The sequence below is a fragment of the Curtobacterium sp. 24E2 genome (genome assembly GCF_016925595.1).
In the GTDB taxonomy this organism is placed as follows: domain Bacteria; phylum Actinomycetota; class Actinomycetes; order Actinomycetales; family Microbacteriaceae; genus Curtobacterium.
Genome location: NZ_CP068987.1, coordinates 2,820,078 through 2,843,881 on the forward strand (window position 1 = coordinate 2,820,078; position 23,804 = coordinate 2,843,881).

Consider the following 23,804-nt stretch of genomic DNA (forward strand, 5'->3'; position numbering starts at 1 on the left):
GTCCGGCTGCGGCGTTCAGTTCTCGGCCTTGCCGTGCCGCCAGTACCCCATGAACGCGACCTGCTTCCGGTCGATGCCGACGCCGCGCACCAGGTGCCGCCGAAGCTCCTTGACGCAGCCGGCCTCGCCCGCGATCCAGGCGTAGACGGGGCGTGACTCCTCGGTGGCCGGCACGTCCCAGAGCACCTGCTCGTCGACGTCGACGTCCGCCAGCTCGACGGCGTCCCCACAAGCGGGACCGGCGGCGACCGTCGACGCCCAGGCGTGCACCTGGTCGGTCATGCGCACGCCGTGGGTCGCACCGTTCCGGGCGATCCAGCGGACCTCGACCCCGGCGGGGGCGGTCACGGGCAGCCGGTCGGCGTCGGTCGGCACCTCGATGAAGACGTGGCCGACGGTCGAGACGTCGAGCGCCTCGAGGATGGCGCAGATGGCCGGGGCGGCGGTCTCGTCCCCGGCGAGCAGGATGCGGTTCGCGTGCCCGGGTGCGAACTCGGCGGCACCGGTCGGCAGGTCCTCGGGCGACTCCGGCACGCGGGGTCCGACGATCCGGAGTTCGTCGCCGACCCGGCAGGACGACACCCACCGCGATGCGGGTCCGGCGTCACCGTGCGCGACGAAGTCGATGTCGAGCTCGCGGGCGTCGGGCCGGAACGAGCGGACGGTGTAGGTGCGCAGCGGGTTCCGTTCCGCGTCCGGCAGGGCACGCCAGGCGGCGTACCAGTCCTCGTCCTCGGGCAGTTCGGAGAAACCCACGCCGTCGAGCGGCAGGACGACCTTGATCCGCTGGTCGAGCCCGACCGAGGAGAAGTCCGCCAGGGCGTCGCCAGTCAGCGTCACCCGGACGAAGTGCGGGGTGAGCGACGTGACCGCTGCCACACGGACGGGGAAGACGCGGTACCGGGTTGCCACGGATCCGAGTATGGCATGCCTTACCTAACGCCTCCAGACCCCGCGGACGGTGCGAAGATCGCTTCGTGTCCGATGCCCCCGACGAAGAATTCGCAGACCTGGCCGCGCTCGCCCGAGCGAGCGGCGTGACGAAGCCGCTCCGCGCCTCCAGGCAGGTGGTCCGCACCGACGACGGGCAGGAGACGTCCGCCATCCGGTGGGGCGACCGGGAGGCCCGGATCACCTACCTGCACGGGCTCGGCATCGACGCCCACAGCTTCGACCAGACCGCGCTCGCCGTCGGCGAGCCGGCGGTCGCCCTCGACCTGCCCGGCCACGGCCGGTCGTCGTGGCGGGACGACGCGGACTACGGGGCGTCCGTGACGGCGCCGACCGTGCTCGCGGCGCTCGACGCCCTGGGGGTGCCGCCGGGGATCGTCGTCGGGCACTCCCTCGGCGCGATCCTGTCGGCACGGCTCGCGGCCACGGCACCGGAGCGGGTCACCGGCCTCGTGCTCGTCGACATGTCGCCGGACTTCGCGCAGCGGGCGGTCGACCGGATCGCCCGGGCGCTCGAGGCCGAGGAACCGTTCGCCACCCTGGACCAGGTCGTCGACCGGGCGATCGAAGCACGTGTCGGTGACGATCGGCACGTGCTGCTGCGCGAGGCGCGCCACACCACGCGGCTCGGTGACGACGGCGCGCTCGTGCGGCGTCACCACTTCCCGCACCTGCCCGCCGGCCGCACGTCGTCGGTGGGGCGCTTCGCCGACGCGTGGCCCGACCTCGAGGCCCTGCGCGTGCCGATCCTGCTCGTCCGCGGCGACCGCGGGTACGTCTCGCCAGAAGCTGCACGCCGCGTTCGCCGAGCGGCTGCCGGACGCCGAGATCGTGACGGTCACCGCCCGGCACGCGGTGCAGAACCAGGCGCCGCTCGAACTCGCTGCGGCGATCCGGGCATGGGCGGAACGTCACGGTTTGTTGCACCGGATCGAAGAACCGACCGCGGACGACACCGGCCGCCGGTAACCTCGTGCGAGCGCGAGCACTGATCATCGCCCTCGCGCCCGGAAGGAACCCACACCCCATGAGTCCACTCCTGCCCCGCCGTACCGCTCGGGCTGCGCGCACCACGCGCATCGGACGCGCTGCCCTCGCCGCCACCGCGGTCGCCGTCGTCTCCGCCCTCGCGCTGACCGCCTGCTCCGGCTCATCGAACGAGGACGGCGGCGCCGACGCCACCGTGCGCGTCGGCCTGGTGCTCGAACCGACCAGCCTCGACATCCGCACGCAGTCCGGTGCAGCGCTCGACCAGGTGCTCATCGACAACGTGTACCAGGGGCTCGTCGGCCGGACCGCCGACGGCGACGTCCGCGACGTGCTGGCCTCCGAGCACGAGGTCTCCGACGACGGCCTGACCTACACGTTCACGCTGCGCGACGGCATCACCTTCCAGGACGGCAAGGACGTCACCGCGGCAGACGTGGTCTGGTCGCTCGAGCAGGTCAAGTCGAACGAGACCTACGTCGACTCCGCCAAGCTCGCGGGCGTCACCTCGATCACGTCCCCGTCGACCGGTGTGGTCGAGCTCAAGCTGGCGAAGCCCGACTCGGACCTGCTGTGGAACCTGACCGGCCGCGCCGGCCTGGTGCTCGAGAAGGCCGCGACGAACGACCTGTCGGACACCGCGAACGGCACCGGCCCGTACGAGGTCGCGAGCTGGAAGCAGGGTGACTCGCTCACCTTCGACCGCAACGACGACTACTGGGGCACGAAGGCGAAGGTCGCGAAGATCGTCTTCCGGTACATCACCGACCCGTCGACGGCCGTCAACGCCATGGCGAACGGCGACCTCGACGTCCTCAACCCGGTCGACGGCACGCTGAAGAGCCAGCTCGACGGCAACTCGGACATCGCGCTGCACTCCGGCAAGACGACCGACAAGTACACGCTCGCGTTCAACGACCGGAAGGCGCCGTTCACCGACAAGCGCGTGCGCCAGGCGATCCGGCAGGCGATCGACCCGAAGGCCCTCATCAAGGCCATCGGTGGCACGGGTGTCGAGCAGGGCGGGCCGATCCCCGAACTCGACCCCGGGTACGAGGACCTCACCGACATCGACGCGTACGACCCCGACAACGCCAAGCAGCTCCTCGCCGCCGCCGGGCAAGAGAACCTGAAGCTCACGCTGACGTACGCGAACATCTACCCGGCGACCATCGGCGACGTGCTCAAGTCGCAGCTCGCCGACGTCGGGATCACCCTGACCGTCAAGCGCGTCGACTTCGCCACCTGGCTGTCGTCGGTGTTCCAGGCGCCGAAGTCGGGTGAGCGCGACTTCGACCTGTCGATGGTGGACCACGTCGAGGCCCGCGACTTCGGCAACTGGGCGAACCCCGACTACTACTTCGGCTACGACAACGCCGAGGTGCAGTCGCTGTACGCCCAGTCGATCGCGGCCACCGACGAGGACGCCAAGGTCGACGCCCTGCGGAAGGCCGCGAAGATCGTGAGCGAGGACGCCGCGGGCGAGTGGCTCTACACGGCCACCGAGATCACCGCGGTGCGCGCCGGCGTCACGGGCTTCCCCGTGGACGGCGGTAACTCGCGACTCGACCTGTCGAAGCTCGCCGTCAAGTGAGACGACCCGCGCCCGGAGCTCCGAGCACGTGACCCGGTTCCTGGTCGGCAGGCTGCTGCTGTTCGTCGTCGGGCTGCTCGTCGCGAGCGTCATCATCTTCGCGACCCTTCGGGTGCTGCCCGGCGACGTCGCACAGGTCGTCGCCGGCACCCAGTCGACCCCGGCGCAGGTCGAGCAGCTCCGGCAGCAGCTCGGCCTCGACCGACCCGTCCTGGTGCAGTACCTCGACTGGATCGGCGGGGTGTTCCGCGGCGACCTCGGCCGGTCCCTGGTGACCAACGGGCAGGTCGCGCCGGAGGTCGCGCAGAAGCTGGCGATCACGCTGCCCCTCGCGGGCATGTCGCTCGTCACCGCGCTCGTGATCGGCGTCCCCCTCGGAGTCGTCGCCGCGGTGCTCCGCCGTCGACCGGGTGGCTCCGTCATCGGGTTCGTGGCGCAGGCCGTCGCCGCGATCCCGGTCGTCTGGGCCGGCATGCTGCTCGTCGCGCTGTTCGCCGTCACGCTGCACTGGCTGCCGACGCAGGGTTTCCCGCTCGACGGCTGGTCCGAGCCGGGGCGGGCGTTGGCGTCACTCGTGCTGCCTGCCCTGACCATCGGCGCCGTCGAGGGTGCCGTCATCCTGCGCTTCACCCGGTCCGCGACGCTGTCGGTGCTCGACGCCGACCACGTCCGCACCGCGGCCGCGATCGGGCTGACGCGCACGCAGGCCCTGCTCCGGCACGGGTTGCCGTCGGTGGCCCTCACCGTTCTCGCCGTGCTCGGGGTGCAGATCGCCGGGCTGCTGGTCGGGGCCGTCGTCGTCGAGCAGCTGTTCTCGCTGCCCGGGGTCGGACGCATGCTCGTGACCGACGTCGGGCGCCGCGATGTCACCAAGGTGCAGTCCGAGCTGCTCGTGCTCACCGGGCTCGTGCTGCTGGTCGGCTTCGCCGTCGACGTCGTGCACCGCGCCCTCGACCCACGCCAACGCGAGGTGTCCGGATGATCCGCCGCCTGCTCTCCCGCCCCACCGGGGTCTTCGCCGTCGTCGTGCTCGGCCTGCTCGTGGTGCTCGCCGCGGTGTCGCTCGTGTGGACGCCGCAGGACCCGTTCCGCGCCGATCCGTTCCACCAGTGGGAGGCCCCGAGCGCCGCGCACTGGTTCGGCACGGACGCCGCCGGCCGCGACATCGCGAGCTACCTGCTCGCCGGCACCCGCACCACGGTGCTCGTCGCCGTCGGTGCCGGGGTGATCGCGAGCGTCGTCGGCATCGTCCTGACCGCGATCGGGTCGCTCACCGCCCGCTGGGTGCGCGAGGGCACGGCCGTCCTGCTCGACATCCTGGTGGCGTTCCCGACCCTGCTGACCGCGATGCTCCTGACCGCGGTGTTCGGCGGCTCGCTCGGGGTCGTCATCGTGAGCGTCGGACTGTCCTTCGGCGTCACGATCGCCCGGGTCGCCCGCGGCGAGATCCGCCGGATCGCCCGCAGCGACTACGTCACCGCCGCGCGGGCCTCTGGTGTCGGTGGTGGCGGGGTGCTGTTCCGCCACCTGGTGCCGAACGCCGCGCCGCTGTTCACCGTGCAGCTCTCGCTCGCGATGGCCACCGCGGTCCTCGCCGAGGCCGGTCTGTCGTACCTGGGCTACGGCGCCGGGTCGGACACGGCGTCGTGGGGCAACCTGCTCTCCGACCTGCAGACCTACATCGGCGTGCACCCGTGGAGCGCCACCTGGCCGGGGGCCGCGATCGCGCTCGTCGTCGCCGCGCTCTCCCTGCTCGGTGACGCGATCCGCGACGCCACCGACCCACGGCTGACGACGAACGACCGCGCAGCGGGCGGCGACCGCCGCAGCGACCCGGCCACGACCACCCCGGGGGTGACCGCATGACCGAACGCAGCCACGGCCGCAGCGACACCGCAGCCGGCGGGCTCGAGGTGGTGGGGCTCTCCGTCCGCATCGCGGGGCGGACGATCCTGGACCACGTGACGTTCACCGTGCCTCCCGGCGAACGCGTGGGCGTGATCGGCGCATCCGGATCCGGCAAGTCCATGACCTCGCTCGCCCTGATGGGTCTGGAGCCCGCCGGCGCGACCGTCACCGGCAGCATCCGCCTGGACGGCACGGAACTCGTCGGCCTGGCCGACCGGGAGCGAGCGAAGCACCGTGGATCGGGCATCGGCATGGTCTTCCAGGAGCCCGGCACCGCCCTCGACCCGCTGCGCCGCGTCGGCGCGCAGGTCGCGGAGCCGCTGCGGCTGCACCGCGGACTCGACCGGCGGGCGGCGCGTGCCGCGGCGACCGCCCTGGCGGCGGACGTCGGACTGCCGGACCCCGATTCGCTGCTGCGGCAGTACCCGCACCAGCTGTCCGGCGGGCAGCGGCAACGGATCTGCATCGCGATGGCGATGGCCGGGCAGCCCGCGTACCTCGTCGCCGACGAGCCGACCACGGCGCTCGACGTCACGACCGAGGCGCGGATCCTCGACCTCTTCGAAGCGCTGCCGGCCGGCATGGTCTTCGTCACGCACGACCTCGCCGTGCTCGCGCGGATCGCCGACACCGCCGTCGTGCTCGACGGCGGACGGGTCGTCGAGCAGGGTTCGGTCGCCTCCCTGCTCGCCGCGCCGCAGCACCCCGCGACCGTCGCGCTCGTCGAGGCCGCGCGCGCCACCGCCCGTCGTGTCCGTCCGTCCGGAGGCCCCGCATGACCGCCATCCTCGACGGGGTCGGGCTGCACCGCACCTACCGGCTCCCCGCCGCGGGCCCTTCGAACCGGGCCCCGTCCGCACCGCCGTCGACGGCGTCGACCTGGCGGTCGCCCCCGGCCAGCGGCTCGGGATCGTCGGCGAATCGGGATCCGGCAAGTCCACCCTGGTGCGGCTGCTCGCCGGCCTGGAGGCACCTTCCGCGGGTTCCGTGACCGCCTCCGGTCGTCGGGTGGTGGCGTCCGGATCCGCGGCCGCGATGCGCTGGTTCCGTCGCGAGACCGGGGTGGTGTTCCAGGACCCGTACGCGTCGCTCGACCCCCGGATGCGCGTCGGCGCGATCGTCGGCGAACCGCTGCGGGCACTGCGGATCGACGGGGATCACCGGGCGCTGGTGCGCGACGTGCTGGAGCGGGTCGACCTGCCGGCGGACGTCGTCGACCGGTACCCGCACGAGTTCTCCGGCGGGCAGCGGCAGCGCATCGCGATCGCGCGGGCCGTGGTGCACGGGCCGCGGATCCTGTTCGGCGACGAGCCGATGAGCGCCCTCGACGTGGTGGTGCGGGCACGGGTCATCGAGCTGTTCCGCTCGCTCGCCGACGACCTCGGGCTGACCCTGGTGCTGGTGTCGCACGACATCGGTGTGGTCCAGCGGCTGTGCGACACCGTGGCCGTGATGTCGGCCGGGCGCATCGTGGAGCACGGGCCGGTGTCGTTGCTCGATGCGCCGGTGCACCCGGTGACGCGAGCGCTGGTGGAGGCTGCGCCGACGCTGCCGTAGGGGCGGGGCGGCGGGCGGGCGGACGGCACGCGATTCGCGACATCCCACGAGTCGATCGACGCGTGGCCTGTCGGACCATGCGCACGCACCGGATGCACGTGCATGGTGCGACGATCCACGAGGTGATCGACGCGTGCTTTGTCGGAACATGCACATGCACCGACCCGAGGTCAGGCGGTCCAGGCCGCCGGGTGCCGCCGCTGCCACCGCAGCCGCCGCTCGAGCTGGGCCCCGATCGCGAGCAGCACCCGCTCGCCCCCTGGACGCCCGATCAACTGGACGCCCATCGGCAGACCGCCGCCGTCCGGGTGGTCGTCAGCGGTGACCCCGACGGGCAGGGTGATCGCCGGCAACCCGGCCACGTTCGCCATCGAGGTCCACGGCGAGTACGCGCACTGGCGGCGGAAGTCCTCGTCCGGATCGTCGCCGTACCAGCCGAGCGGCCGCGGGGTCAGCGCGAGCGTCGGGGACAGCACGGCGTCGAACCGGTCGAACGCACCGATCAGCGTCGCCGAGAACGTGTCGAGCGCCGTCATCGCGTCGAGCACCTGCGTGCCGGTGAGCCGCCGTCCCCGCTCCACGAGCCACGCCACCAGCGGCGTGAGCGCCGTCAAGTCGATGCCGGGGACCATCGGCAGCCGCGCCGCGGAGCTCTCCCACGCCACCCGGAACGCGTCGGCGTACGGCGCCCGCGGCATCTGCACGTCCTCGACGCCGTGCCCCAGTTCGCCGAGCACCCGCACCGCGGCCGAGGCTGCGGCGCGCGCCGCGGGGTCGACCACGACCTCGACGGTGTCGTCCCACGGTGAGCCGTCGAGCAGCCCGACGACGAAGCGTCCCTCACCGCGGACGGCCGCAGCGGTGAACGGGCCGTCACCGCGCGACGGCGTGACCAGGGCGTACGGCGACGGCTCCGGCAGCCCGGTCGGCGCCACGAGGGCGTCGAGCAGCATCCCCGCGTCCGCGACGGAACGGGTCAGTGGCCCGGCGACGGAGAGTCCGCCGACGCCTGCGCGTCCGGGCATCGACGGCACCCGCCCGCGGCTCGGCTTCAGGCCGACGAGTCCGGTCGCGGCGGCCGGGATCCGGACCGATCCCCCGCCGTCGGACCCGACGGCCGCGGGCAGGAGCCCGGCCGCCACGGCGACCGCCGCGCCGCTCGACGACCCACCGGGTGCGCGGGTCGTGTCGTACGGGTTCCGCGTCACGCCGAACCGGGTCTCCGACGACGAGGACATCCCGAACTCCGGTGACGCCGTCTTGCCGAGGCTCACCGTGCCGGCGGCGTCGAGCGCCGCGACGAGCGGGTGGTCAGCCCCGGCAGGGCGCTCCGGCAGGCTCGCGGTGCCGCTGCGCGTGGGGACCCCGGCGCGGTCGTACAGGTCCTTGTCGGCGGACGGGAGGCCCCACAACGGTCTCGACGTCGGCACCAGGTCCCCGAGACGGTCGGCTCTCGTGCGCGCGGCGTCCGCCGTGACCGTCACGAACGCGCCGAGGGCCGGGTCGATGCGCTCGATGCGGGCGAGGTAGTGCTCCGTCACCTCGAGCGCGGTCGCCTCCCCGGCGGATCCAGTCCCAGAGTTCCTGCGCGGCGAGGTGGTGGAGTTCGAACACGGTTCCCGAGCCTAGGCGGCGACGGTGCTGGTCGTACTTCAGTGCTGGTCGTACGCGTAGAAGCCGCGGCCGGTCTTCACGCCCAGGTGACCTGCGTCGACGTACTGCCGGAGCAGCTGCCGCGGACCCTCTGGCAGGTGCGGGTCCTCGGCCGCGTAGTGCTCCTCGATGTCCAGGACGACGTCGAGTCCGACCTGGTCCATCATCCGGAACGGCCCCGCGGGCGAACCGGTGTTCACCGCGAACATGGCGTCGACGTCCTCGGGCGTGGAGACCCCGTCGGCGACGACGGCCAGGGACTCGCGCTTGATGGCCGCCCAGATGCGGTTGAAGATGAACCCGGTCGACTCCTTGCGCGCGACGAACGGGCGGACGCCGTAGGTCGGCAGGACCTCGAGCAGCAGGTCGATGACCGCGGGGTCGGTCTCCCCGTCGCTCATGAGGTCGACGGCGTTCTGCGTCGGCGGCATGTAGAAGTGCATGTTCAGCACGCGCTCGGGGTGCTCGACCTCGTCGATCACGAGTCGGCTCGCGTACGACGAGGAGTTGCTCGCCAGGATCGTGTCCGGCCCGACGGCGCGGTCGAGCTGCCCGAACACCGTCGTCTTGAGGTCGAGGCGCTCCGGGATCGCCTCGACGACGAGCCAAGCACCGGCGACGGCCTCGTCCAGGTCGTCGAACGCACGGACGGTGCCGACCGCGCCCCCGTCCCGCGCCGCGGCGAGCGCCGGGAGCTCGCGCTCGACGTACTCGACGGCAGCCGTGCGGACCGGCTCGGCGAGGTCGTACACGCGGGACTCGCCACCGGCGCTGGCGAACACCAGGGCGATGCGGCGACCGAGGGTCCCACCGCCGATCACGGTGACGGGTCGGTTGCGGATGTCGGTCGGCAGGGAGAAGCCCATGGTGTCCTTCGTTCTCGGGTGTAGGTTCGATACACAACGTACTCAGTACGGAACGTATCGCAACTCGACAAGGAGTTCCCATGCAGGCCTCGGACGTCCTCCGCCACGCCACCACGCCCCTCACCGCACCGGTCTACCCGCTGCGCCCGACGCGCTTCACCGATCGCGAGTACTTCAACGTCGTGTACCGGACCGACCCCGACGCCCTCCGCGCCGTCGTGCCGGAGCCGCTGCGGGTCGACGCGCCGCTGGTCCGGTTCGAGGTCATGAAGATGGGCGACGTCGACGGCTACGGCCCCTACGTCGAGTCCGGTCAGGCGATCCAGGTGACCCACGACGGCGAGGTCGGCGAGTACCTGCACGCCATGTACCTCGACAACTCCGCGGCGACGCTCGCCGGTCGCGAACTGAGCGCCTACCCGAAAGTGCTCGGCACCCCGGGGTTGCGTGTCGACCAGGGCGCCCTCGTCGGCACGCTGGACCGCGGGTCCGAGCGGGTGGCGACGGCGACCATGGCGTACCAGTGGGAGCCGATGGACCCGGTGGAAGCCGCGGCGCAGATCACGGTGCCGACCTGGATGGTGAAGCTCGTCCCCGACGTGACCACGTCGGGGCTGCGGGCCGCCGACCTCGTGCGGACCGAGATCACCGACATCGTCGTGAAGGGGGCCTGGACCGGGCCCGCCCGCCTGCAGCTGTTCGAGCACGCCCTCGCGCCGATGGCCGACCTGCCGGTGCTCGAGGTCATCAGCGCCTCGCACGTCCTGACCGACCTGACGCTCGCGCCGGTGCGGTCCGTGCACGACTACCTGGCCGACCCCCGCCGGTCGGACGACGCCTCCTAGGATGAGCCGATGTCCCCACGAGTGAGCGACGACACCGCCACACCCGCCCGACCCACCCGGCGGCGCAGCAGCACCCGCGCGGAACTCGTCCGCGCCGCCGAGGCGCTGTTCGACGAGACCGGTTCGGCCTCGGCCAGCGTCGAGGCGATCGTCGCGCGTGCGGGGTTCACGCGCGGGGCCTTCTACTCGAACTTCGCGACGACCGACGAGCTCTTCTTCGCGGTGTACGAAGCGCAGGAGGCCGTGGTCGTCGAGCGGCTCGAGGACGGCTTCCGGGCCGCACTCGGCACGACCTACCCGCAGTCCGTCGACGCGATCGTCTCCGGGGTCCTCGGCGGCCTTCCCCCGAGGGCAAGTGGTACGCGATCCGCTCGGTCCTCTTGTCCCGGGCGCGACACGAACCCGAGCTCCGGGCGCTGCTCCGAGCGCACACCGACGCCTTCCACGCGGCACTCGAACCGCTGCTCGTCGAGTCGGTCACGGCGCAGGGCCGACGCCTCACCGTCGCACCGGACGTCTTCACCCGTGCGGTCGTCGCCGCGCACGTCGGCGCGGTCAGCCAGACGGTGCTGTACGACGACGCCGCGACGATCCGCGTCGCCGCGGTGCGGGGTGCACTCCTCGGGCTCAGCGAGCCGGTGCGCGAGCCCGACGAGCCCGACGACGCCGCCGACGAGGGAGGCGCAGCGTGATCGTCCCCGAAGCAGCGGTCCCGCTGTTCCTGCGGGCCACGCACGCGAACGCTCCGTTCGTCACCGAGGCGGGAGCGCACCGGGCCGTCCGCCGACAGGCCCTCCGCCCCGAGCCGTTCGGACCGCCGAAGCGCCTCCGGCCCAACGTGCGCGTCGACGTCCACCGTCAGGACGGTTCCCCCGTGTACACGGTGACCCCGAGCCGCCAGCCACCGCTCCGCGACCTCGTGTACGTGCACGGCGGCGGGTGGGTCCACGAGATCGCCCCGCAGCACTGGGCGCTCATCGCCCAGCTCGCCGCCGAGGCGCGCGCCACCGTGACCGTCCCGATCTACCGACTCCTGCCGGACGGCAACGCCCGGCAGGCGCACGACCTGGTCCTCGACGTCGCACGCCGCATCATCGACCAGCGCGGGCGGGTGCAGCTCGCCGGCGACTCCGCCGGTGGGCAGATCGCGCTCTCCGTCGCCGAGACCCTGCGCGACCAGGGCGTCCGGTCGCTCCGGACCGTCCTGGTGTCACCGGCGCTCGACCTCGGCTTCTCGAACCCGCGCATCCCCCAGGTGCAACCGAGCGACCCGCGGCTCGGTCGCGACGGGGGTCGTGTCCTCGGGCACCTGTGGGCCGACGGCCTGTCGATCGACGACCCGGTCGTCAGTCCCCTGTCGGGCGCGTTCCACGGGCTCGGCCCGATGCTCGTCCACACCGGGACCCACGACGTGCTCAACCCCGACGCGCACCTGCTCGTCGAGGCCGCCCGGTCCGCGGGCGTGGACGTCACGCTGCGCGAGCGACCCGGCGCCCTGCACGTGTTCCCCCTGCTGCCGACGCGCAGCGGACGAGCGGCACGGCAGGAGATCGTCAGGGCCGTCCGCGGCGCCTGACCGTCAGCGCAGGACCCGGCCGGCGCGTGCCCGTGACGGCCACGGCGGCGGACCGCCGGCCGTCCTGCGTGACGCGGGGCGGGCCTCCCGGTCGGACCGTCAGACGCCCAGGTGGGCGGCGAGCACGTCGCGGACGCTCGTCCACCCGTGCGGTCCGGAGCGCTCGTCGTCGACGTGGTGGAGCTCCGCCTCGCCGCTGAACATGCTCACGAAGTACTGCATGCCCTGCCAGGCCGGGAACGGTTCGGCGTCGTCCTTCGACAGTCGTCGGCCGATCCGTGCCATCGCCGACAGCGTGCCGGTGGTGCCCGCCCACTGCAGTCGGAACGGGGTGCCGGTCAGTCGGGACAGCGTGTCGGCGATCGACCGTGCCGTGACGCGGTCACCGGCGACCTCGACCACACGGGGCGCGTTCGCGTCGAGTGCGACGAGCGCCGTCACGCGCGCGACGTCGTCCTTCGTGGTGAAGTCGAGCACCTGGTCCGCCGACGACCAGTAGAGCACCCGCTGGCGGTCGAACAGGATCAGCGGTGCCTGACCGGTGAGCATGTCCGTGAACGCCCCGTTCAGCACCGAGGTCGCACGGATCGGCGCAGCGTCGAGGGTGGCGGCGAACTCGCGGCGCAACTCGAAGTTGCGGTTCGAGCCGGGCGTGATCGAGCGGTAGTCGGCGGCGTAGTCCGAGGGGATGAACCGCGGGACGCCGGCGTGGACCGCGGCGTCGAGCAGTGCCCGCTGGGCGTCCACGATCACGGCGCGGGTGCCGCTCACCGCGGAGACGACGACGTCGACCCCGGCGAGCGCCGCGACCAGAGCGGGTGCGTCCGTGTAGGCCGCGGTGACGACGTCGATGCGGTCGTCGTCGGCGAACTGCCGCTGAGCGCCGGTACTGGACGGGCGGGTGAGGACGCGGACGCGGGTGTCGTGCTGCAGGAGCTCGCGGACGATGCGTCCGCCGAGGTCTCCGGTGGCGCCGGCGACGAGGACGGTGGTGGTCATGGCTGCCACGCTACGGGTGCGCGGGTGCGGCGGGCACAGGTGCCCTGGCCCTATCCTGCGGAGGTGGACACGACTCTCCCCTCCGGCACGACGAAGCGCCGGATCGAGCTCCGGCTCGCTCGCCCCCTGCTCACCTGGTTCGCCCGCCCGACCGTCACGATCGACGGGGTCGGCCACCCGGCGCAGTGGGGCACCGGTACGTGGGCGGTCGCGGACGACGGCCGGACCGTGATCGGGGTGTACCTGTTCAACCGGGCATGGCGCTTCGGCACGGCGACGGCGACCGTCGGCGATGCCGAGACGCTCGAGTACCGCGCGGGCGCGCTGCCCGTCGGCGCGGGCCGGTTGGCGCCCGTGCCGGTGCGTGGTCTGCCAGGCCGAGACTCGCGCTGAGCGACACTCCACGCGGCGCGGGGCCCGAGGAGTGTCGCTCAGCCCGAGACCCGGGCCCGGGCACAGCGACGGTGCTACTCGTGCTCGATGTCGGAGAACAAGCCGGTGAACGTGGCGCCGGTCCCGCCGAGCTGCTGGAAGAACGCGCCGGCCTCGGCGGTCGCCACCGCGTCGGAGGCGTCCCCGTACGAGGCGAAGTACAGGTCGAGGGTGCGGTGCGCCGGTGTGGGCGTGCCGTCCTCCTTCGGCCAGACCTTCGCCGCCTCGAGCCGCTGCAGGCCGGGCAGCTTCGCGGCGAGCGCCTCGAGCTCCACGTAGGACTGCTCGAACGCCGACGGGTCGGCCGGGTTGTCGATGATCAGGGTGATCTTCGTGGTCATGGTGTGCTCCTGGGGGTGTCGGTGGGACGGCGTGACCGTGCTGCGCCCACTCCACTCCGTTCCGCGCACCGCTGCCCGGGTGTGCTCCCGGAGCTACTCGAACATCTCGGCGAGGAGTGCGTGCGGGTCACCGTCGACGACGTGTGCCGAGGGCGGCTCCGGCCAGTGCGTCGTGCCGTCGTCCGGCCAGCACGGCACGACGTGGAAGTGCAGGTGCCGCACGCTCTGCCCGGCATCGGCGCCGGAGGCCTGCAGCACGACGGTGCCGGTGGCGCCGAGCGCGCCCCGCATCGCTCGTGCGACCCGTTGCGCGAGCGCGACGGTCGCGGCCAGCGCCACCGGGGCGGCGCCGAGCAGGTCGTCGGCGTGCTCGATCGGTACGACGAGGGTGTGCCCGGGTGCGAGCGCGGACCCGGGCAGCGGCGCGAACGCCACGGCGTGGTCCTCGCGCTCGACCCAGACGGCCGGTTCGTCGCCGGCGATGATCGCGCAGAAGACGCAGGATGCCATCCGTCCAGTGTGCTGCACCCGGAGCCCCGGGCGCTCCGACGGCGGTGCCGTGCACGCGCCGCCGCGTGGGACGATTGGCGCATGACCGCCACGCTCGTCGCCAAGGGCCTGTCCGGCGGGTACGCCGCTCGCACGCTGTTCGACTCCCTCGACCTCACGGTCGCGCCGGGCGACGTGATCGGCGTCGTCGGGGTGAACGGCGCAGGCAAGTCCACGCTGCTCCGGCTGCTGGCGGGTGTCGACGAGCCCCTGGCGGGAACGGTGTCGCTCGCACCGACCGACGCGTTCGTCGGCTGGCTCCCCCAGGAGCACGAGCGGATCGCGGGCGAGACCGTCGCCGCGTACATCGCCCGACGGACCGGCTCGGCCGAGGCGACCGAGGTCATGGACGCCGCGGCCGCCGCGCTCGGCGACCCGGACGCCGGCGACGCCGCCGCGGACCGCTACTCGACGGCGCTCGACCGCTGGCTCGCCGCGGGCGCCGCCGACCTCGACGACCGCATCCCCGCCGTCCTGGCCGACCTCGGCCTGGAGACCGGAGCCGATGACGACGGCGTGGGACCGGAGTCGCTCATGACCGCTCTGTCCGGTGGGCAGGCCGCTCGGGTCGGGCTGGCGGCGCTGCTGCTGTCGCGGTTCGACATCGTCCTGCTCGACGAGCCCACCAACGACCTCGACCTCGACGGGCTGGACCGGCTCGAGGGGTTCGTCCAGGGCCTGCGCGGTGGGGTCGTGCTCGTCAGCCACGACCGGGAGTTCCTGGCGCGGTCGGTGACGAGCGTGCTCGAGCTCGACCTGGCGCAGTCGTCCAACCGGCTGTTCGGCGGCGGCTACGACTCGTTCCTCGAGGAGCGCGAGATCGCCCGGCAGCACAAGCGCGACGCGTACGAGGACTACGCCGCCACCAAGGCCGACCTGGTCTCCCGCGCCCGCACACAGCGCGAGTGGTCGAGCCAGGGCGTGCGCAACGCCATGAAGAAGGCCCCGGACAACGACAAGATCCGGCGCAAGGCCGCCTCGGAGTCGAGCGAGAAGCAGGCGCAGAAGGTCCGCCAGATGGAGTCCCGCATCGCGCGGCTCGACGAGGTCGAGGAGCCCCGCAAGGAGTGGCAGCTCGAGTTCACGATCGGCAGCGCTCCCCGGTCCTCGGCCGTCGTGGCCACCCTGTCCGACGCCACCTTCACGCAGGGCGACTTCACGCTCGGCCCGGTGTCGCTGCAGGTCGACGGCGGGGACCGCATCGGCATCACCGGACCGAACGGCGCCGGCAAGTCCACGCTGCTCCGGGCACTGCTCGGCAAGCAGGCGCCGACGACCGGCATCGCCTCCCTCGGGTCGAGCGTCGCCGTCGGCGAGGTCGACCAGGCCCGTGCGGCCTTCACCGGCGACCAGTCCCTCGCCGCGGCGTTCGAGGCGATCGTGCCCGAGTACACCACCGCCGACGTCCGGACGCTGCTCGCGAAGTTCGGGCTGAAGGCCGACCACGTCGGGCGGCCCGCGTCGGCGCTCTCCCCGGCGAACGGACCCGCGCCGGACTCGCGCTGCTGCAGGCCCGCGGGGTGAACGTGCTCGTGCTCGACGAGCCGACGAACCACCTCGACCTGGTGGCCATCGAGCAGCTCGAGCAGGCACTGGAGTCGTACGACGGCACCCTGCTGCTCGTCACGCACGACCGGCGCATGCTGGAGACCGTCCGCCTCGACCGGCAGTGGCACGTCGACGCCGGCCGGGTCACCGAACGCTGACGACACCAGGAGCACAGGGGGATGCCGATGCGACGCAGGGGCTGGATCGCCGTGGTCGGGGGTGCGGCTGCGCTCGCCGTCGCGGCCGCCGTCGTCGTGGGAGTGACCGCCGACCGTCCGGGCGCCGACCCGACCGGCGCCGCACGGGCAACACCGACCGCGACACCGACACCGACACCGACACCGACACCCACGCTCGCGGCCGTCCCCCGAGCGCCTTCGGCCGCCACCCTCGCCGCCCTGCCGCTGGCGTTCCACGACGGCGTCGTCCCCGAACTCCTCGACGGCGGGGACGTCCGCCCCGCGGACACCTGGCAGATCGCCACCCCACGGCACGACCTCGTGGCCCTGTACGCCAGCCCGTCGAGCCGCGCCCGCCCCGTGGCCACGCTGTCGCACCTGGTGTCGACGATCGACCTGCCCGCCGCCACGGCTGTGTGGGGCCGGTCGCCCGGAGTCGACGGCGGCATGCTCCTCGTCTCGACCCCGGCCCGGAACCGCACCCCGGGCGACCGCGGACACCCGGACGCGCCGAGCGCCACGTTCGCCTGGGCACGGGCCGCCGACTTCACGGTCACCGACACCGACCGGATGATCCGCGTCGACGTCGCCCGGAGCACGGTGTCCGTCGTCACCCGGAGCGGCCAGGTCACCGCGACCGAGGTGGCCCGGCTCGGCACCCCCGAGGACCCCACGCCGTCCGACACCGCCACCTACGTCGAGGCGGCGTACGTGGACACCCGCGTGACGTACACGCAGGGCAACCCGATCATCCTGACCGGGGCGCACTCGTCGCGGATCCCGTCGTACGGCGGCAACGCGGCACTGACGGCGCTGCACTACTACCCCGACCCGACCGGCAGTTCGCACGGGTGCGTGCGGATCTCGGCGGAGATGACCCGCACCCTCGCCGCCCTGCCCGTCGGCACCCCGATCCGGTTCAGCTGAGGAGCGACGACGTGCCCGCGCTCGTGCGCCGGCACGATCGCGCGACGAGCGGGGTGCACGCACCCCGACATCGGACGGGAGGCCCGTGGCGGCGCTGCCACGACCCTCCCGTCCGATGGGAGGCGCGGCAGACCGCCCATGGTGAACAGAAGAGGTCGGGTCCTGTCACAGGACCCGACCACTTCTGCTCACGATGCGAACGCGGCGAACGCGGCGGCAGCGAGCTAGCGGCCGCCGCCGAGCCCGAGCCGCTCGACGACCTCGGCGCTCTCCTCGTCCGGGGTCCGGTCGGCCGCGATCGTCAGGTGCGCCTCGTCGTCCTGCGGCGGCTCGAGCGTCGCGAGCTGGGACTGCAGGAGCGACGTCGGCATGAAGTGCCCAGACCGCTGCGACATGCGCTGTTCGATCAGCGCGCCGTCACCGGCCACGTGGACGAACACCACGCCCGGAGCCCGCAGCACGTCGCGGTACGACCGCTTCAGGGCCGAGCAGGTCACGACGCCGTGCGTGCCGGCGTCGAGGTGCCCGCGGATCCAGCCGGCGACGACGTCGAGCCACGGCCAGCGGTCCTCGTCGGTGAGCGGTGTACCGGCGTGCATCTTGTCGACGTTGGCCTGCGGGTGCATGGCGTCGCCCTCGGCGAAGTCCCACCCGAGCCGCTCGGCGACCATCGCGGCGACGGTCGACTTGCCAGAACCGGAGACCCCCATGACCACCAGGACACGCGCATCCAGAGCGGAGTCGCCGCTCATCGGATGAACACCCCGGCCAGCAGCACCCCGAGCAGACCGAGCACCGAGATGAGGCACTCGAGCACCGTCCACGTCTTGAATGTCTGCCCCACGGTGGTGTTGAGGTAGCCCTTGACGAGCCAGAACCCGGCGTCGTTGACGTGCGACAGGAACACCGAGCCCGCGCCGATCGCAAGCACGAGCAGCGAGGTCATCGGCGAGGACAGGTCAGCGGCGATCGGCGCCATGATGCCCGCGGCGGTGACGGTGGCGACCGTGGCCGACCCCGTCGCGACGCGCACCAGTGCCGACACGACCCAGGCGACGAGCAGCACCGAGATGCCGGAGTCCTTCACGGCGTCGGCGATCACCCCGCCGATGCCCGTGTCGATGAGCACCTGCTTGAAGCCACCGCCGGCGCCGACGATGAGCAGCACCCCGGCGACCGGGGGCAGCGCGCTCTCGAGCGACTTCGCCACGGCGGACCGGTCCATGCCGCCGCCGATCGCGAAGAAGACCATCGCGTAGATCGCGGCGATGCCGATCGCGATCATCGGCGACCCGAGGAAGTCGAGCAGGCTCACCCACGAGCCGGCGGCGTCGGGCATGGTCGCCTCGCGGACGGCCTGGGCGAGCATGAGGACGACGGGCAGCAGGATCCCGATGAGCGCGACGGTGAACGACGGACTGCGCGGCTCGCTGATGACGCGCGTGAAGTCGCTCTTGCCGTTCGGCAGGGATGCGGTGTCCTGCGTGGCGGGGCCACGCCGGGCCTCCCGTCCGCCCGAGGCGGGGTCCTGCGGACCGGACGCCGACCCGGAGTCCGACCCACGCGACCCGAACATGTCGGGCGCGGGGATGTCGACCCAGCGGGCCGCGAACTGGGCGAACACCGGTCCGGCCAGGATGATGACCGGGATCGCCAGCACGATGCCGAAGGCGAGCGTGGTGCCGAGGTTCGCGCCGACGGTCGAGATCGCGACGAGCGGGCCGGGGTGCGGCGGGACGAACGCGTGCATCGTCGACAGGCCGACCAGGGCGGGCACGGCGATCTTCATGATCGGCACGGAGCTGCGCTTCGCGACGAGCACGATGATCGGGATGAGGAGCACGAGGCCGACCTCGAAGAACATCGGCAGGCCGATCAGCGCACCGATCAGGGCCATCGTCCAGGGCAGTGCGGCCTTCGACGACTTGCGCACCAGGGTGTCGACCACGCGGTCGGCGGCGCCGGAGTCGACGAGCATCTTGCCGAACATCGACCCGAGGCCGACCAGGATGCCGACGCTCGTCATCGTCGCGCCGAAGCCGTTGCCGAAGCTCGTGACCGCCTTGTCCGGCGCGAGCCCCGCACCGATGCCGACGCCCAGGGCACCGACCACCAGGGCGATGAACGGGTGCACCTTGAGCCAGGTGATGAGCGCGATGATCACGACGATGCCGACGAGGGCAGCGATGATCAGCTGTGGGATCGGCCCGGACGGGTCGACCGTCTCGGTACCGCCGCCCTCGGCGGCCAGGACCGTGCCGAGGGGTGGGCGAGCGTGCCGACGGGGTGGGCGAGCGCGTCGAGTGGAGCGTGAGGCATCGGTGCCCCTTCCTGGAGCCGCTGCCGCGCGGCTCCGTCGCCTTCGTGTCGAGAGTGGCTGGCGCTGCAGGTGCCGACCCTCAATAATCTGATTAATCAGACTATACGACGATCTGCCGCGCGCCATCCGCCCTCGGACGCAGTCTGCCGTTTCGATGGGACCGACGTCACGTCGACCGCGCCACCCGTACTGCATGGAGGAACGATGCCCCCGGCCCGAGGACTCCACGCCCACGTGCTCGACGCCCTCGGGCAGCGGATCGTCGACGGCGCGCTCGAGCCCGGCACGGTCGTGCGGCCCGAACTGGTCGCGGACGAGTTCGGCGTGTCCCGGTCGGTCGTGCGCGAGGCGCTCCGCGTCCTGCAGTCGCTCGGGCTCGTCGAACCCCGACAGCGCGTCGGCACGCAGGTGCTCGGCATCGGGTCGTGGGAACTGCTCGCTCCGACGGTCATCCGGTGGCGGGGCGCCTCGCCCGCCTACTTCGTGCAGCAGCGGGAACTGCTCGAACTGCGGCTCGGCGTCGAACCCGTCGCGGCGTCGCTCACCGCCGGCGGCTCCGGGGCGGCCGCCGTCCTCGACGCCGCGCAGGACATGCTCGCCGCCTGCGCGCGCGAGGACAGCCGCGCGTACCTCGAGGCCGACGTCCGCTTCCACCGCGCCCTGCTCACCGGCTCCGGCAACGCCGTCTTCGCGCACTTCGCCGGCACCGTCGAGGCGCTGCTGCGCACCCGCACGTCGGAGTCGCGCGACACCATCACGCGCTGGACGCGCGAGGCAGCACTCCGCCACGAGGCCGTCGGGCGCGCGCTCGTCGCGGGCGACGGGGCCGCCGCGGCGGCCGCGACGACGGCGCTCGTCGGCGTCACGCGCGACGAGTTCATCGCCGAGGCCCCGCGCGGTTGACCGCGGCTGGGCCGCGGTGCGGGGCGGGTCGGGGTCCCGGTGCCGAAGGTCGCCGGGGTCCCGGTCCTGCCGATCGCCGGGGTTCCACGACATGCCGCGCGCTGATCGCCGAGGTTCCGCAGGACGCGCGATCGCGCGCCGAGATGCGCGGATTCCGGAACCTCGGCGCAGGCCGCCGGACGCGCCGGGCGCGCCGGGCGCGCCGCCCGGCGTTACCTGCGCGCGAAGAGGCGGGGACCGCGCAACCGCAGGCGCATCGTCACCGTGCCGAGCCACCGGTCGTACTTGTAGCCGACCTTGCCCATCCGGCCGACCTCCTCGAAGCCGAGCCGCTCGTGCAGGCGGATCGAGGCCTCGGCCTGCCGGTCGGCGATCACGGCGACGACCTCGCGGACCCCGGCGGACCGGCACTCGTCGAGCAGGGCCTCCATGAGCGCACGGCCGAGACCCTTGCCGCCCGAGGCCGCTCCGAGGTAGATCGAGTCCTCGACCACCCGGTTCGACCGGTCGCGCGGGTTCCAGGCGTCCACGAGCGCGTAGCCGAGGATCTGTCCGGCCGGGTTCTCGGCCACCAGGAACGGCAGCTTGCGCTTCCGGATGTCGTCGTAGCGCTGCTTCCAGCGGGCGAAGGTGAACGCCGACGGGTCGAAGGTCACCGACGAGTTGCGGACGTAGTGCGTGTGGATCTCGCGCACGTCGGGCAGGTCGCTCGCCTCGGCAGCACGGATCCGGTACTCGAAGGCGGTCTCGCTCGCCGGCCGGGCACGCAGGTGTCGCGGCAGGACCCGCCGTCGCTGGTATTCCTCCTCGAGCACGTGCCGAGCCTACTGAGCGGGCAGCGACCAGTCGACCGGTGCCGCGCCCTGTTCCTGCAGCAGCGCGTTGACCTGCGAGAACGGCCGGCTGCCGAAGAAGCCCCGCGAGGCGCTCAACGGGCTCGGGTGCGCCGACGCCACCACCGGGGTGTCGCCGAGCAGCGGCCGGACGGACGCGGCCTGCGCGCCCCACAGCACGGCGACGAGCGGGGTCCCCCGGGCGACGAGTGCGCGGACCGCCTGGTCGGTGACGGCTTCCCAGCCCTTGCCGCGGTGACTGCCGGCGTCGCCCGCACGGACCGTGAGCACACGGTTGAGCAGCAGCACGCCCTGGTCCGACCACGCACGCAGGTCACCGTGCGCCGGCGGGGTCACGCCGACGTCGGCGCTGAGCTCCTTGTAGATGTTCGCCAGGCTGCGCGGCACCGGACGAACTGCCGGGTCGACGGCGAACGACAGCCCGATCGGGTGGCCCGGCGTGGGGTAGGGGTCCTGCCCCACCACCAGCACCTTCACGGCGTCGAAGGGCGTGGTGAAGGCCCGGAGGACATCGGCGCCGGCCGGCAGGTAGGTGCGGCCGGCCGCTGTCTCGTCACGCAGCCAGGCACCCATGCGGTGCACATCGGCCTCGACCGGAGCGAGCGCCGACGCCCAGCCCGGGTCGACCAGGTCGGCGAGCGGTCGTGGTTCCACCACGGCTACGCGCCCATCGTGGCGACGGCCACCGACTCCTCGCCGGCCATGACCCGCCAGACACTGCCGGTGCCCCGGACCTCGAGCGCGCCCTCGCCGACGACGAGGGCGGTGTCCTCGTCGATGGCCAGGCCGGCGGTGACGAACTCGGCTTCGGCGCTCGCGATCAGGCGGGCGAGCGTGCCGGCCTGCACCGCGTGGACGTCGATGGTCAGGTCGACCAGGCCGAGACCTTCGCGGAGTTCGACCTCGTCGAGGCCCTCGGAGGCCTCCTCGGGGCAGATCTCGACGCCGCCGATGCGCCAGCCGCCCACGAGCGCGCGGTCGGCGGCGATCATCGCGCCGGCCGAGTAGCCGAGGTAGGGCAAGCCGTCGGCGACGAGTAACCGGAGCTGGTCGACGAGCGGGGCGATCGCGCCCAGGTAGTCGGGGGTGACGCCGCCACCGACGACGAGCGCGTCGACGTCGCTCAGCACGGTCGTGTCGAACACCTGGCCGGCCGCGACCTCGGTGACGACGACCTCGGCCGCGCGGGCACCACCGAGCACCTCGGCGATGTCGGCGGTCGACGACGGACTGCCGCCGTCCGGACCGGCGACGGAGAGCAGGGCGATGCGCGGGACCGTCCGGCCGACGGCTGCCGACCGTGCGGTGGCCTCGGCGAGGAAGGGCGCTGCGGCGTCCGAGGCGGCGAAGAGTCCGCCGCCGACGAGGTGGATGCTCACGACTCGGCCGTCACCGGTGCGAGGGCGCTCCACGGGAACGTGATCCAGCCGTCGACCCGGCGCCACACGTGGTCGGGCTCGAGGACGGTGCCGGGCTTCGAGTACAGGCAGGCGCTGCGGACGTCGGCACCGGCGTTCCGGATGATGTCGACCACCAGGCGCAGGGTCCGACCGGAGTCCGACACGTCGTCGACGACGAGCACGCGCTTGCCTGCCAGGCTCGGGGCGTCGAGGGCGGGTGCGAGCACGACGGGCTCGTCCAAGCGCTGCTCGACGTCGGTGTAGAACTCGACGTTGATCGAGCCGCACTCCTTGGTGCCGAGCGCGTAGGCCACGGCACCGGCGATGATCAGCCCGCCGCGGGCGACGGCGACGACGACCTCGGGCTCGAAGCCGGAGGACAGCACGTCCTTCGCGAGCAGGCGTGCGGCGTCACCGAACTCCAGCCATCCGAGCACCTCGGGCCCGCTCGTCACGGTCACGGTCGACTGAGCCGGGGCCGTGGGCTCGGGTTCGCTGCTGATCGGCATCCGACCACGGTACCGGCAGGGACCCCGCGCCCGCGACCCGTGGCCACCGCCCGGGCGCTGCGCAGACGGTCAGCGCGGTGTGAGTGTCCCGCGCGCGAGCTTGTGCTGCGCCGACTGCGCGACCGGCCGGATCGTGACCAGGTCGAGGTTCACGTGCGGCGGCAGTTCCACCGCGTGCACGATCGCCTCGGCGACGTCGTCGGCCACGAGCGGGTCCGGCACGTCGTCGTAGACCGCCGCGGCCTTCTGCTCGTCACCGCGGAAGCGGGTGAGCGCGAACTCGTCGGTCTTCACCAGACCGGGGGCGATCTCGACGACGCGGAGCGGCTCGCCGTTCAGCTCGAGCCGTAGTGCGCCGACCAGGGCGTGCTCGGCGAACTTCGCGGCGTTGTAGCCACCGCCGTTCTCGTACGCCACGAAGCCGGCCGTGCTCGTCACCGTGACGATGTCCGCTCCCCGGTGTCGCGCGCACGGTCCCGCAGGTGTGGCAGCAGCGCGGCGACGACGCGCTTCGTGCCGATCACGTTCACCTCGAACATGGCCCGCCAGTCGTCGACGTCGGACTCCTCGACGCTGGCCGAGCCGAACGCGCCGCCGGCGTTGTTCACGAGGACGTCGGCGCCGCCGAGCTCGGCGACGCGGGCGGCGAGCGCCTCGACGTCGGCAGCGCTCGTGATGTCCGCCACCAGGACGTCGGCCCCGGTCTCCGCGGCGAGCGCCTCGAGCTTCGACGCCCGGCGTGCGACGGCGAGCACGTCCCAGCCCCGCGAGCGGAACAGCCGGACGGTGGCCGCCCCGATGCCCGAGCTCGCTCCGGTGACGACTGCGCGCCGTGCTGCCATGTGATCTGCCTCCTGCGTCGGTGACCAGGACGTGTGGTGGCCTGGTCCGACCACCGTACCGAGC

At 72.9% G+C, this 23,804-nt stretch carries 24 protein-coding genes and 3 pseudogenes; 14 read left to right on the top strand and 13 right to left on the bottom strand.

The window, feature by feature from the left end; genetic code table 11:
- Nucleotides 1-15 precede the first annotated feature (15 nt).
- Nucleotides 16-912 carry a siderophore-interacting protein gene (locus JN350_RS13835; protein WP_240347336.1) on the bottom strand — a complete coding sequence of 299 codons (897 nt, stop codon included), beginning with the start codon at nucleotides 910-912 and terminating at the stop codon, nucleotides 16-18.
- Nucleotides 913-977: 65 nt separating this feature from the next.
- Between JN350_RS13835 and JN350_RS13840 the strand changes: the two genes are divergently transcribed.
- The 6 genes from JN350_RS13840 to JN350_RS13865 are packed head-to-tail and all read left to right on the top strand — an operon-like array spanning nucleotide 978 to nucleotide 6,997.
- Entirely contained in the window at nucleotides 978-1,943 is a 966-nt protein-coding gene (locus tag JN350_RS13840) for an alpha/beta fold hydrolase (RefSeq protein ID WP_205462543.1), read from the top strand.
- Between the two features lie 35 nt (nucleotides 1,944-1,978).
- Nucleotides 1,979-3,532, top strand: coding sequence for an ABC transporter substrate-binding protein (locus JN350_RS13845; RefSeq protein WP_205462544.1), 1,554 nt, complete (start codon nucleotides 1,979-1,981; stop codon nucleotides 3,530-3,532).
- A 28-nt stretch (nucleotides 3,533-3,560) separates the two neighbouring features.
- Complete coding sequence (locus JN350_RS13850) at nucleotides 3,561-4,514, top strand: ABC transporter permease (protein ID WP_205462545.1); 954 nt, start codon at nucleotides 3,561-3,563, stop codon at nucleotides 4,512-4,514.
- A complete protein-coding gene (locus tag JN350_RS13855; RefSeq protein ID WP_205462546.1) occupies nucleotides 4,511-5,398 on the top strand; it encodes an ABC transporter permease in 888 nt (295 codons plus the stop codon). Before JN350_RS13850 ends, JN350_RS13855 begins: the two co-directional genes overlap by 4 nt.
- Nucleotides 5,395-6,219, top strand: coding sequence for an ABC transporter ATP-binding protein (locus tag JN350_RS13860; protein WP_205462547.1), 825 nt, complete (start codon nucleotides 5,395-5,397; stop codon nucleotides 6,217-6,219). The genes JN350_RS13855 and JN350_RS13860 overlap by 4 nt, the downstream gene beginning before the upstream one ends.
- The gene (locus tag JN350_RS13865) at nucleotides 6,191-6,997 is read left to right on the top strand and encodes an ABC transporter ATP-binding protein (RefSeq protein WP_205462548.1); all 807 of its coding nucleotides are present in this window, start codon (nucleotides 6,191-6,193) and stop codon (nucleotides 6,995-6,997) included. The genes JN350_RS13860 and JN350_RS13865 overlap by 29 nt, the downstream gene beginning before the upstream one ends.
- A gap of 170 nt (nucleotides 6,998-7,167) precedes the next feature.
- On the opposite strand, the gene JN350_RS13870 is transcribed toward JN350_RS13865, so the two are convergent.
- Both JN350_RS13870 and JN350_RS13875 read right to left on the bottom strand, forming a co-directional pair.
- Entirely contained in the window at nucleotides 7,168-8,538 is a 1,371-nt protein-coding gene (locus JN350_RS13870; RefSeq protein ID WP_205462549.1) for an amidase, read from the bottom strand.
- A 111-nt stretch (nucleotides 8,539-8,649) separates the two neighbouring features.
- Complete coding sequence (locus JN350_RS13875) at nucleotides 8,650-9,516, bottom strand: 3-hydroxyacyl-CoA dehydrogenase family protein (RefSeq protein ID WP_205462550.1); 867 nt, start codon at nucleotides 9,514-9,516, stop codon at nucleotides 8,650-8,652.
- Nucleotides 9,517-9,596: 80 nt separating this feature from the next.
- On the opposite strand from JN350_RS13875, the gene JN350_RS13880 reads away from it, so the two are divergent.
- The 4 genes and pseudogenes from JN350_RS13880 to JN350_RS13895 all read left to right on the top strand — a co-directional run bounded on the left by JN350_RS13880 (nucleotide 9,597) and on the right by JN350_RS13895 (nucleotide 11,937).
- Nucleotides 9,597-10,361 (top strand): acetoacetate decarboxylase, encoded by a 765-nt coding sequence (locus JN350_RS13880; protein WP_205462551.1) that lies wholly within the window; start codon nucleotides 9,597-9,599, stop codon nucleotides 10,359-10,361.
- 9 nt (nucleotides 10,362-10,370) lie between these two features.
- Nucleotides 10,371-10,526: pseudogene (locus JN350_RS13885) on the top strand (TetR/AcrR family transcriptional regulator); the annotation flags it as partial.
- A gap of 215 nt (nucleotides 10,527-10,741) precedes the next feature.
- Entirely contained in the window at nucleotides 10,742-11,053 is a 312-nt protein-coding gene (locus JN350_RS13890; protein WP_205462552.1) for a hypothetical protein, read from the top strand.
- Nucleotides 11,050-11,937 carry an alpha/beta hydrolase fold domain-containing protein gene (locus JN350_RS13895; RefSeq protein WP_205462553.1) on the top strand — a complete coding sequence of 296 codons (888 nt, stop codon included), beginning with the start codon at nucleotides 11,050-11,052 and terminating at the stop codon, nucleotides 11,935-11,937. The genes JN350_RS13890 and JN350_RS13895 overlap by 4 nt, the downstream gene beginning before the upstream one ends.
- Before the next feature lie 99 nt (nucleotides 11,938-12,036).
- Here the strand turns inward: JN350_RS13895 and JN350_RS13900 are convergent, their stop codons facing one another.
- Entirely contained in the window at nucleotides 12,037-12,936 is a 900-nt protein-coding gene (locus JN350_RS13900) for an NmrA family NAD(P)-binding protein (protein ID WP_205462554.1), read from the bottom strand.
- A 63-nt stretch (nucleotides 12,937-12,999) separates the two neighbouring features.
- Here JN350_RS13900 and JN350_RS13905 point away from each other — a divergent pair, with 63 nt between their 5' ends.
- On the top strand, nucleotides 13,000-13,329 hold the full coding sequence (locus tag JN350_RS13905) for a hypothetical protein (RefSeq protein WP_205462555.1): 330 nt from the start codon (nucleotides 13,000-13,002) through the stop codon (nucleotides 13,327-13,329).
- Between the two features lie 74 nt (nucleotides 13,330-13,403).
- Here the strand turns inward: JN350_RS13905 and JN350_RS13910 are convergent, their stop codons facing one another.
- The gene (locus JN350_RS13910; RefSeq protein WP_123294430.1) at nucleotides 13,404-13,709 is read right to left on the bottom strand and encodes an EthD domain-containing protein; all 306 of its coding nucleotides are present in this window, start codon (nucleotides 13,707-13,709) and stop codon (nucleotides 13,404-13,406) included.
- A gap of 93 nt (nucleotides 13,710-13,802) precedes the next feature.
- On the bottom strand, nucleotides 13,803-14,219 hold the full coding sequence (locus JN350_RS13915) for an HIT family protein (protein WP_205462556.1): 417 nt from the start codon (nucleotides 14,217-14,219) through the stop codon (nucleotides 13,803-13,805).
- Between the two features lie 81 nt (nucleotides 14,220-14,300).
- On the opposite strand from JN350_RS13915, the pseudogene JN350_RS13920 reads away from it, so the two are divergent.
- Nucleotides 14,301-15,964: pseudogene (locus tag JN350_RS13920) on the top strand (ABC-F family ATP-binding cassette domain-containing protein).
- A 21-nt stretch (nucleotides 15,965-15,985) separates the two neighbouring features.
- The gene (locus tag JN350_RS13925) at nucleotides 15,986-16,912 is read left to right on the top strand and encodes a L,D-transpeptidase (RefSeq protein ID WP_205462557.1); all 927 of its coding nucleotides are present in this window, start codon (nucleotides 15,986-15,988) and stop codon (nucleotides 16,910-16,912) included.
- Nucleotides 16,913-17,136: 224 nt separating this feature from the next.
- Here JN350_RS13925 and JN350_RS13930 read toward each other — a convergent pair whose 3' ends face one another.
- Nucleotides 17,137-17,664, bottom strand: a complete 528-nt coding sequence (locus JN350_RS13930) for a gluconokinase (RefSeq protein ID WP_205462558.1) — start codon at nucleotides 17,662-17,664, stop codon at nucleotides 17,137-17,139.
- Nucleotides 17,661-19,076 (bottom strand): GntP family permease, encoded by a 1,416-nt coding sequence (locus tag JN350_RS13935; protein WP_461963074.1) that lies wholly within the window; start codon nucleotides 19,074-19,076, stop codon nucleotides 17,661-17,663. Before JN350_RS13935 ends, JN350_RS13930 begins: the two co-directional genes overlap by 4 nt.
- A 360-nt stretch (nucleotides 19,077-19,436) precedes the next feature.
- On the opposite strand from JN350_RS13935, the gene JN350_RS13940 reads away from it, so the two are divergent.
- On the top strand, nucleotides 19,437-20,135 hold the full coding sequence (locus tag JN350_RS13940; RefSeq protein WP_205462559.1) for a FadR/GntR family transcriptional regulator: 699 nt from the start codon (nucleotides 19,437-19,439) through the stop codon (nucleotides 20,133-20,135).
- A 212-nt stretch (nucleotides 20,136-20,347) separates the two neighbouring features.
- Here the strand turns inward: JN350_RS13940 and JN350_RS13945 are convergent, their stop codons facing one another.
- The 5 genes and pseudogenes from JN350_RS13945 to JN350_RS13965 all read right to left on the bottom strand — a co-directional run bounded on the left by JN350_RS13945 (nucleotide 20,348) and on the right by JN350_RS13965 (nucleotide 23,740).
- Nucleotides 20,348-20,950: a GNAT family N-acetyltransferase gene (locus JN350_RS13945; protein WP_111086403.1), complete on the bottom strand. Its 603-nt coding sequence runs from the start codon at nucleotides 20,948-20,950 to the stop codon at nucleotides 20,348-20,350.
- Between the two features lie 9 nt (nucleotides 20,951-20,959).
- On the bottom strand, nucleotides 20,960-21,643 hold the full coding sequence (locus JN350_RS13950; RefSeq protein ID WP_205464471.1) for a uracil-DNA glycosylase: 684 nt from the start codon (nucleotides 21,641-21,643) through the stop codon (nucleotides 20,960-20,962).
- Nucleotides 21,644-21,648: 5 nt separating this feature from the next.
- Nucleotides 21,649-22,368: a Type 1 glutamine amidotransferase-like domain-containing protein gene (locus tag JN350_RS13955; RefSeq protein WP_205462560.1), complete on the bottom strand. Its 720-nt coding sequence runs from the start codon at nucleotides 22,366-22,368 to the stop codon at nucleotides 21,649-21,651.
- The gene (locus JN350_RS13960; RefSeq protein ID WP_173168683.1) at nucleotides 22,365-22,898 is read right to left on the bottom strand and encodes a phosphoribosyltransferase; all 534 of its coding nucleotides are present in this window, start codon (nucleotides 22,896-22,898) and stop codon (nucleotides 22,365-22,367) included. The genes JN350_RS13955 and JN350_RS13960 overlap by 4 nt, the downstream gene beginning before the upstream one ends.
- A 69-nt stretch (nucleotides 22,899-22,967) precedes the next feature.
- Nucleotides 22,968-23,740: pseudogene (locus JN350_RS13965) on the bottom strand (SDR family oxidoreductase).
- Nucleotides 23,741-23,804: the final 64 nt, after the last annotated feature.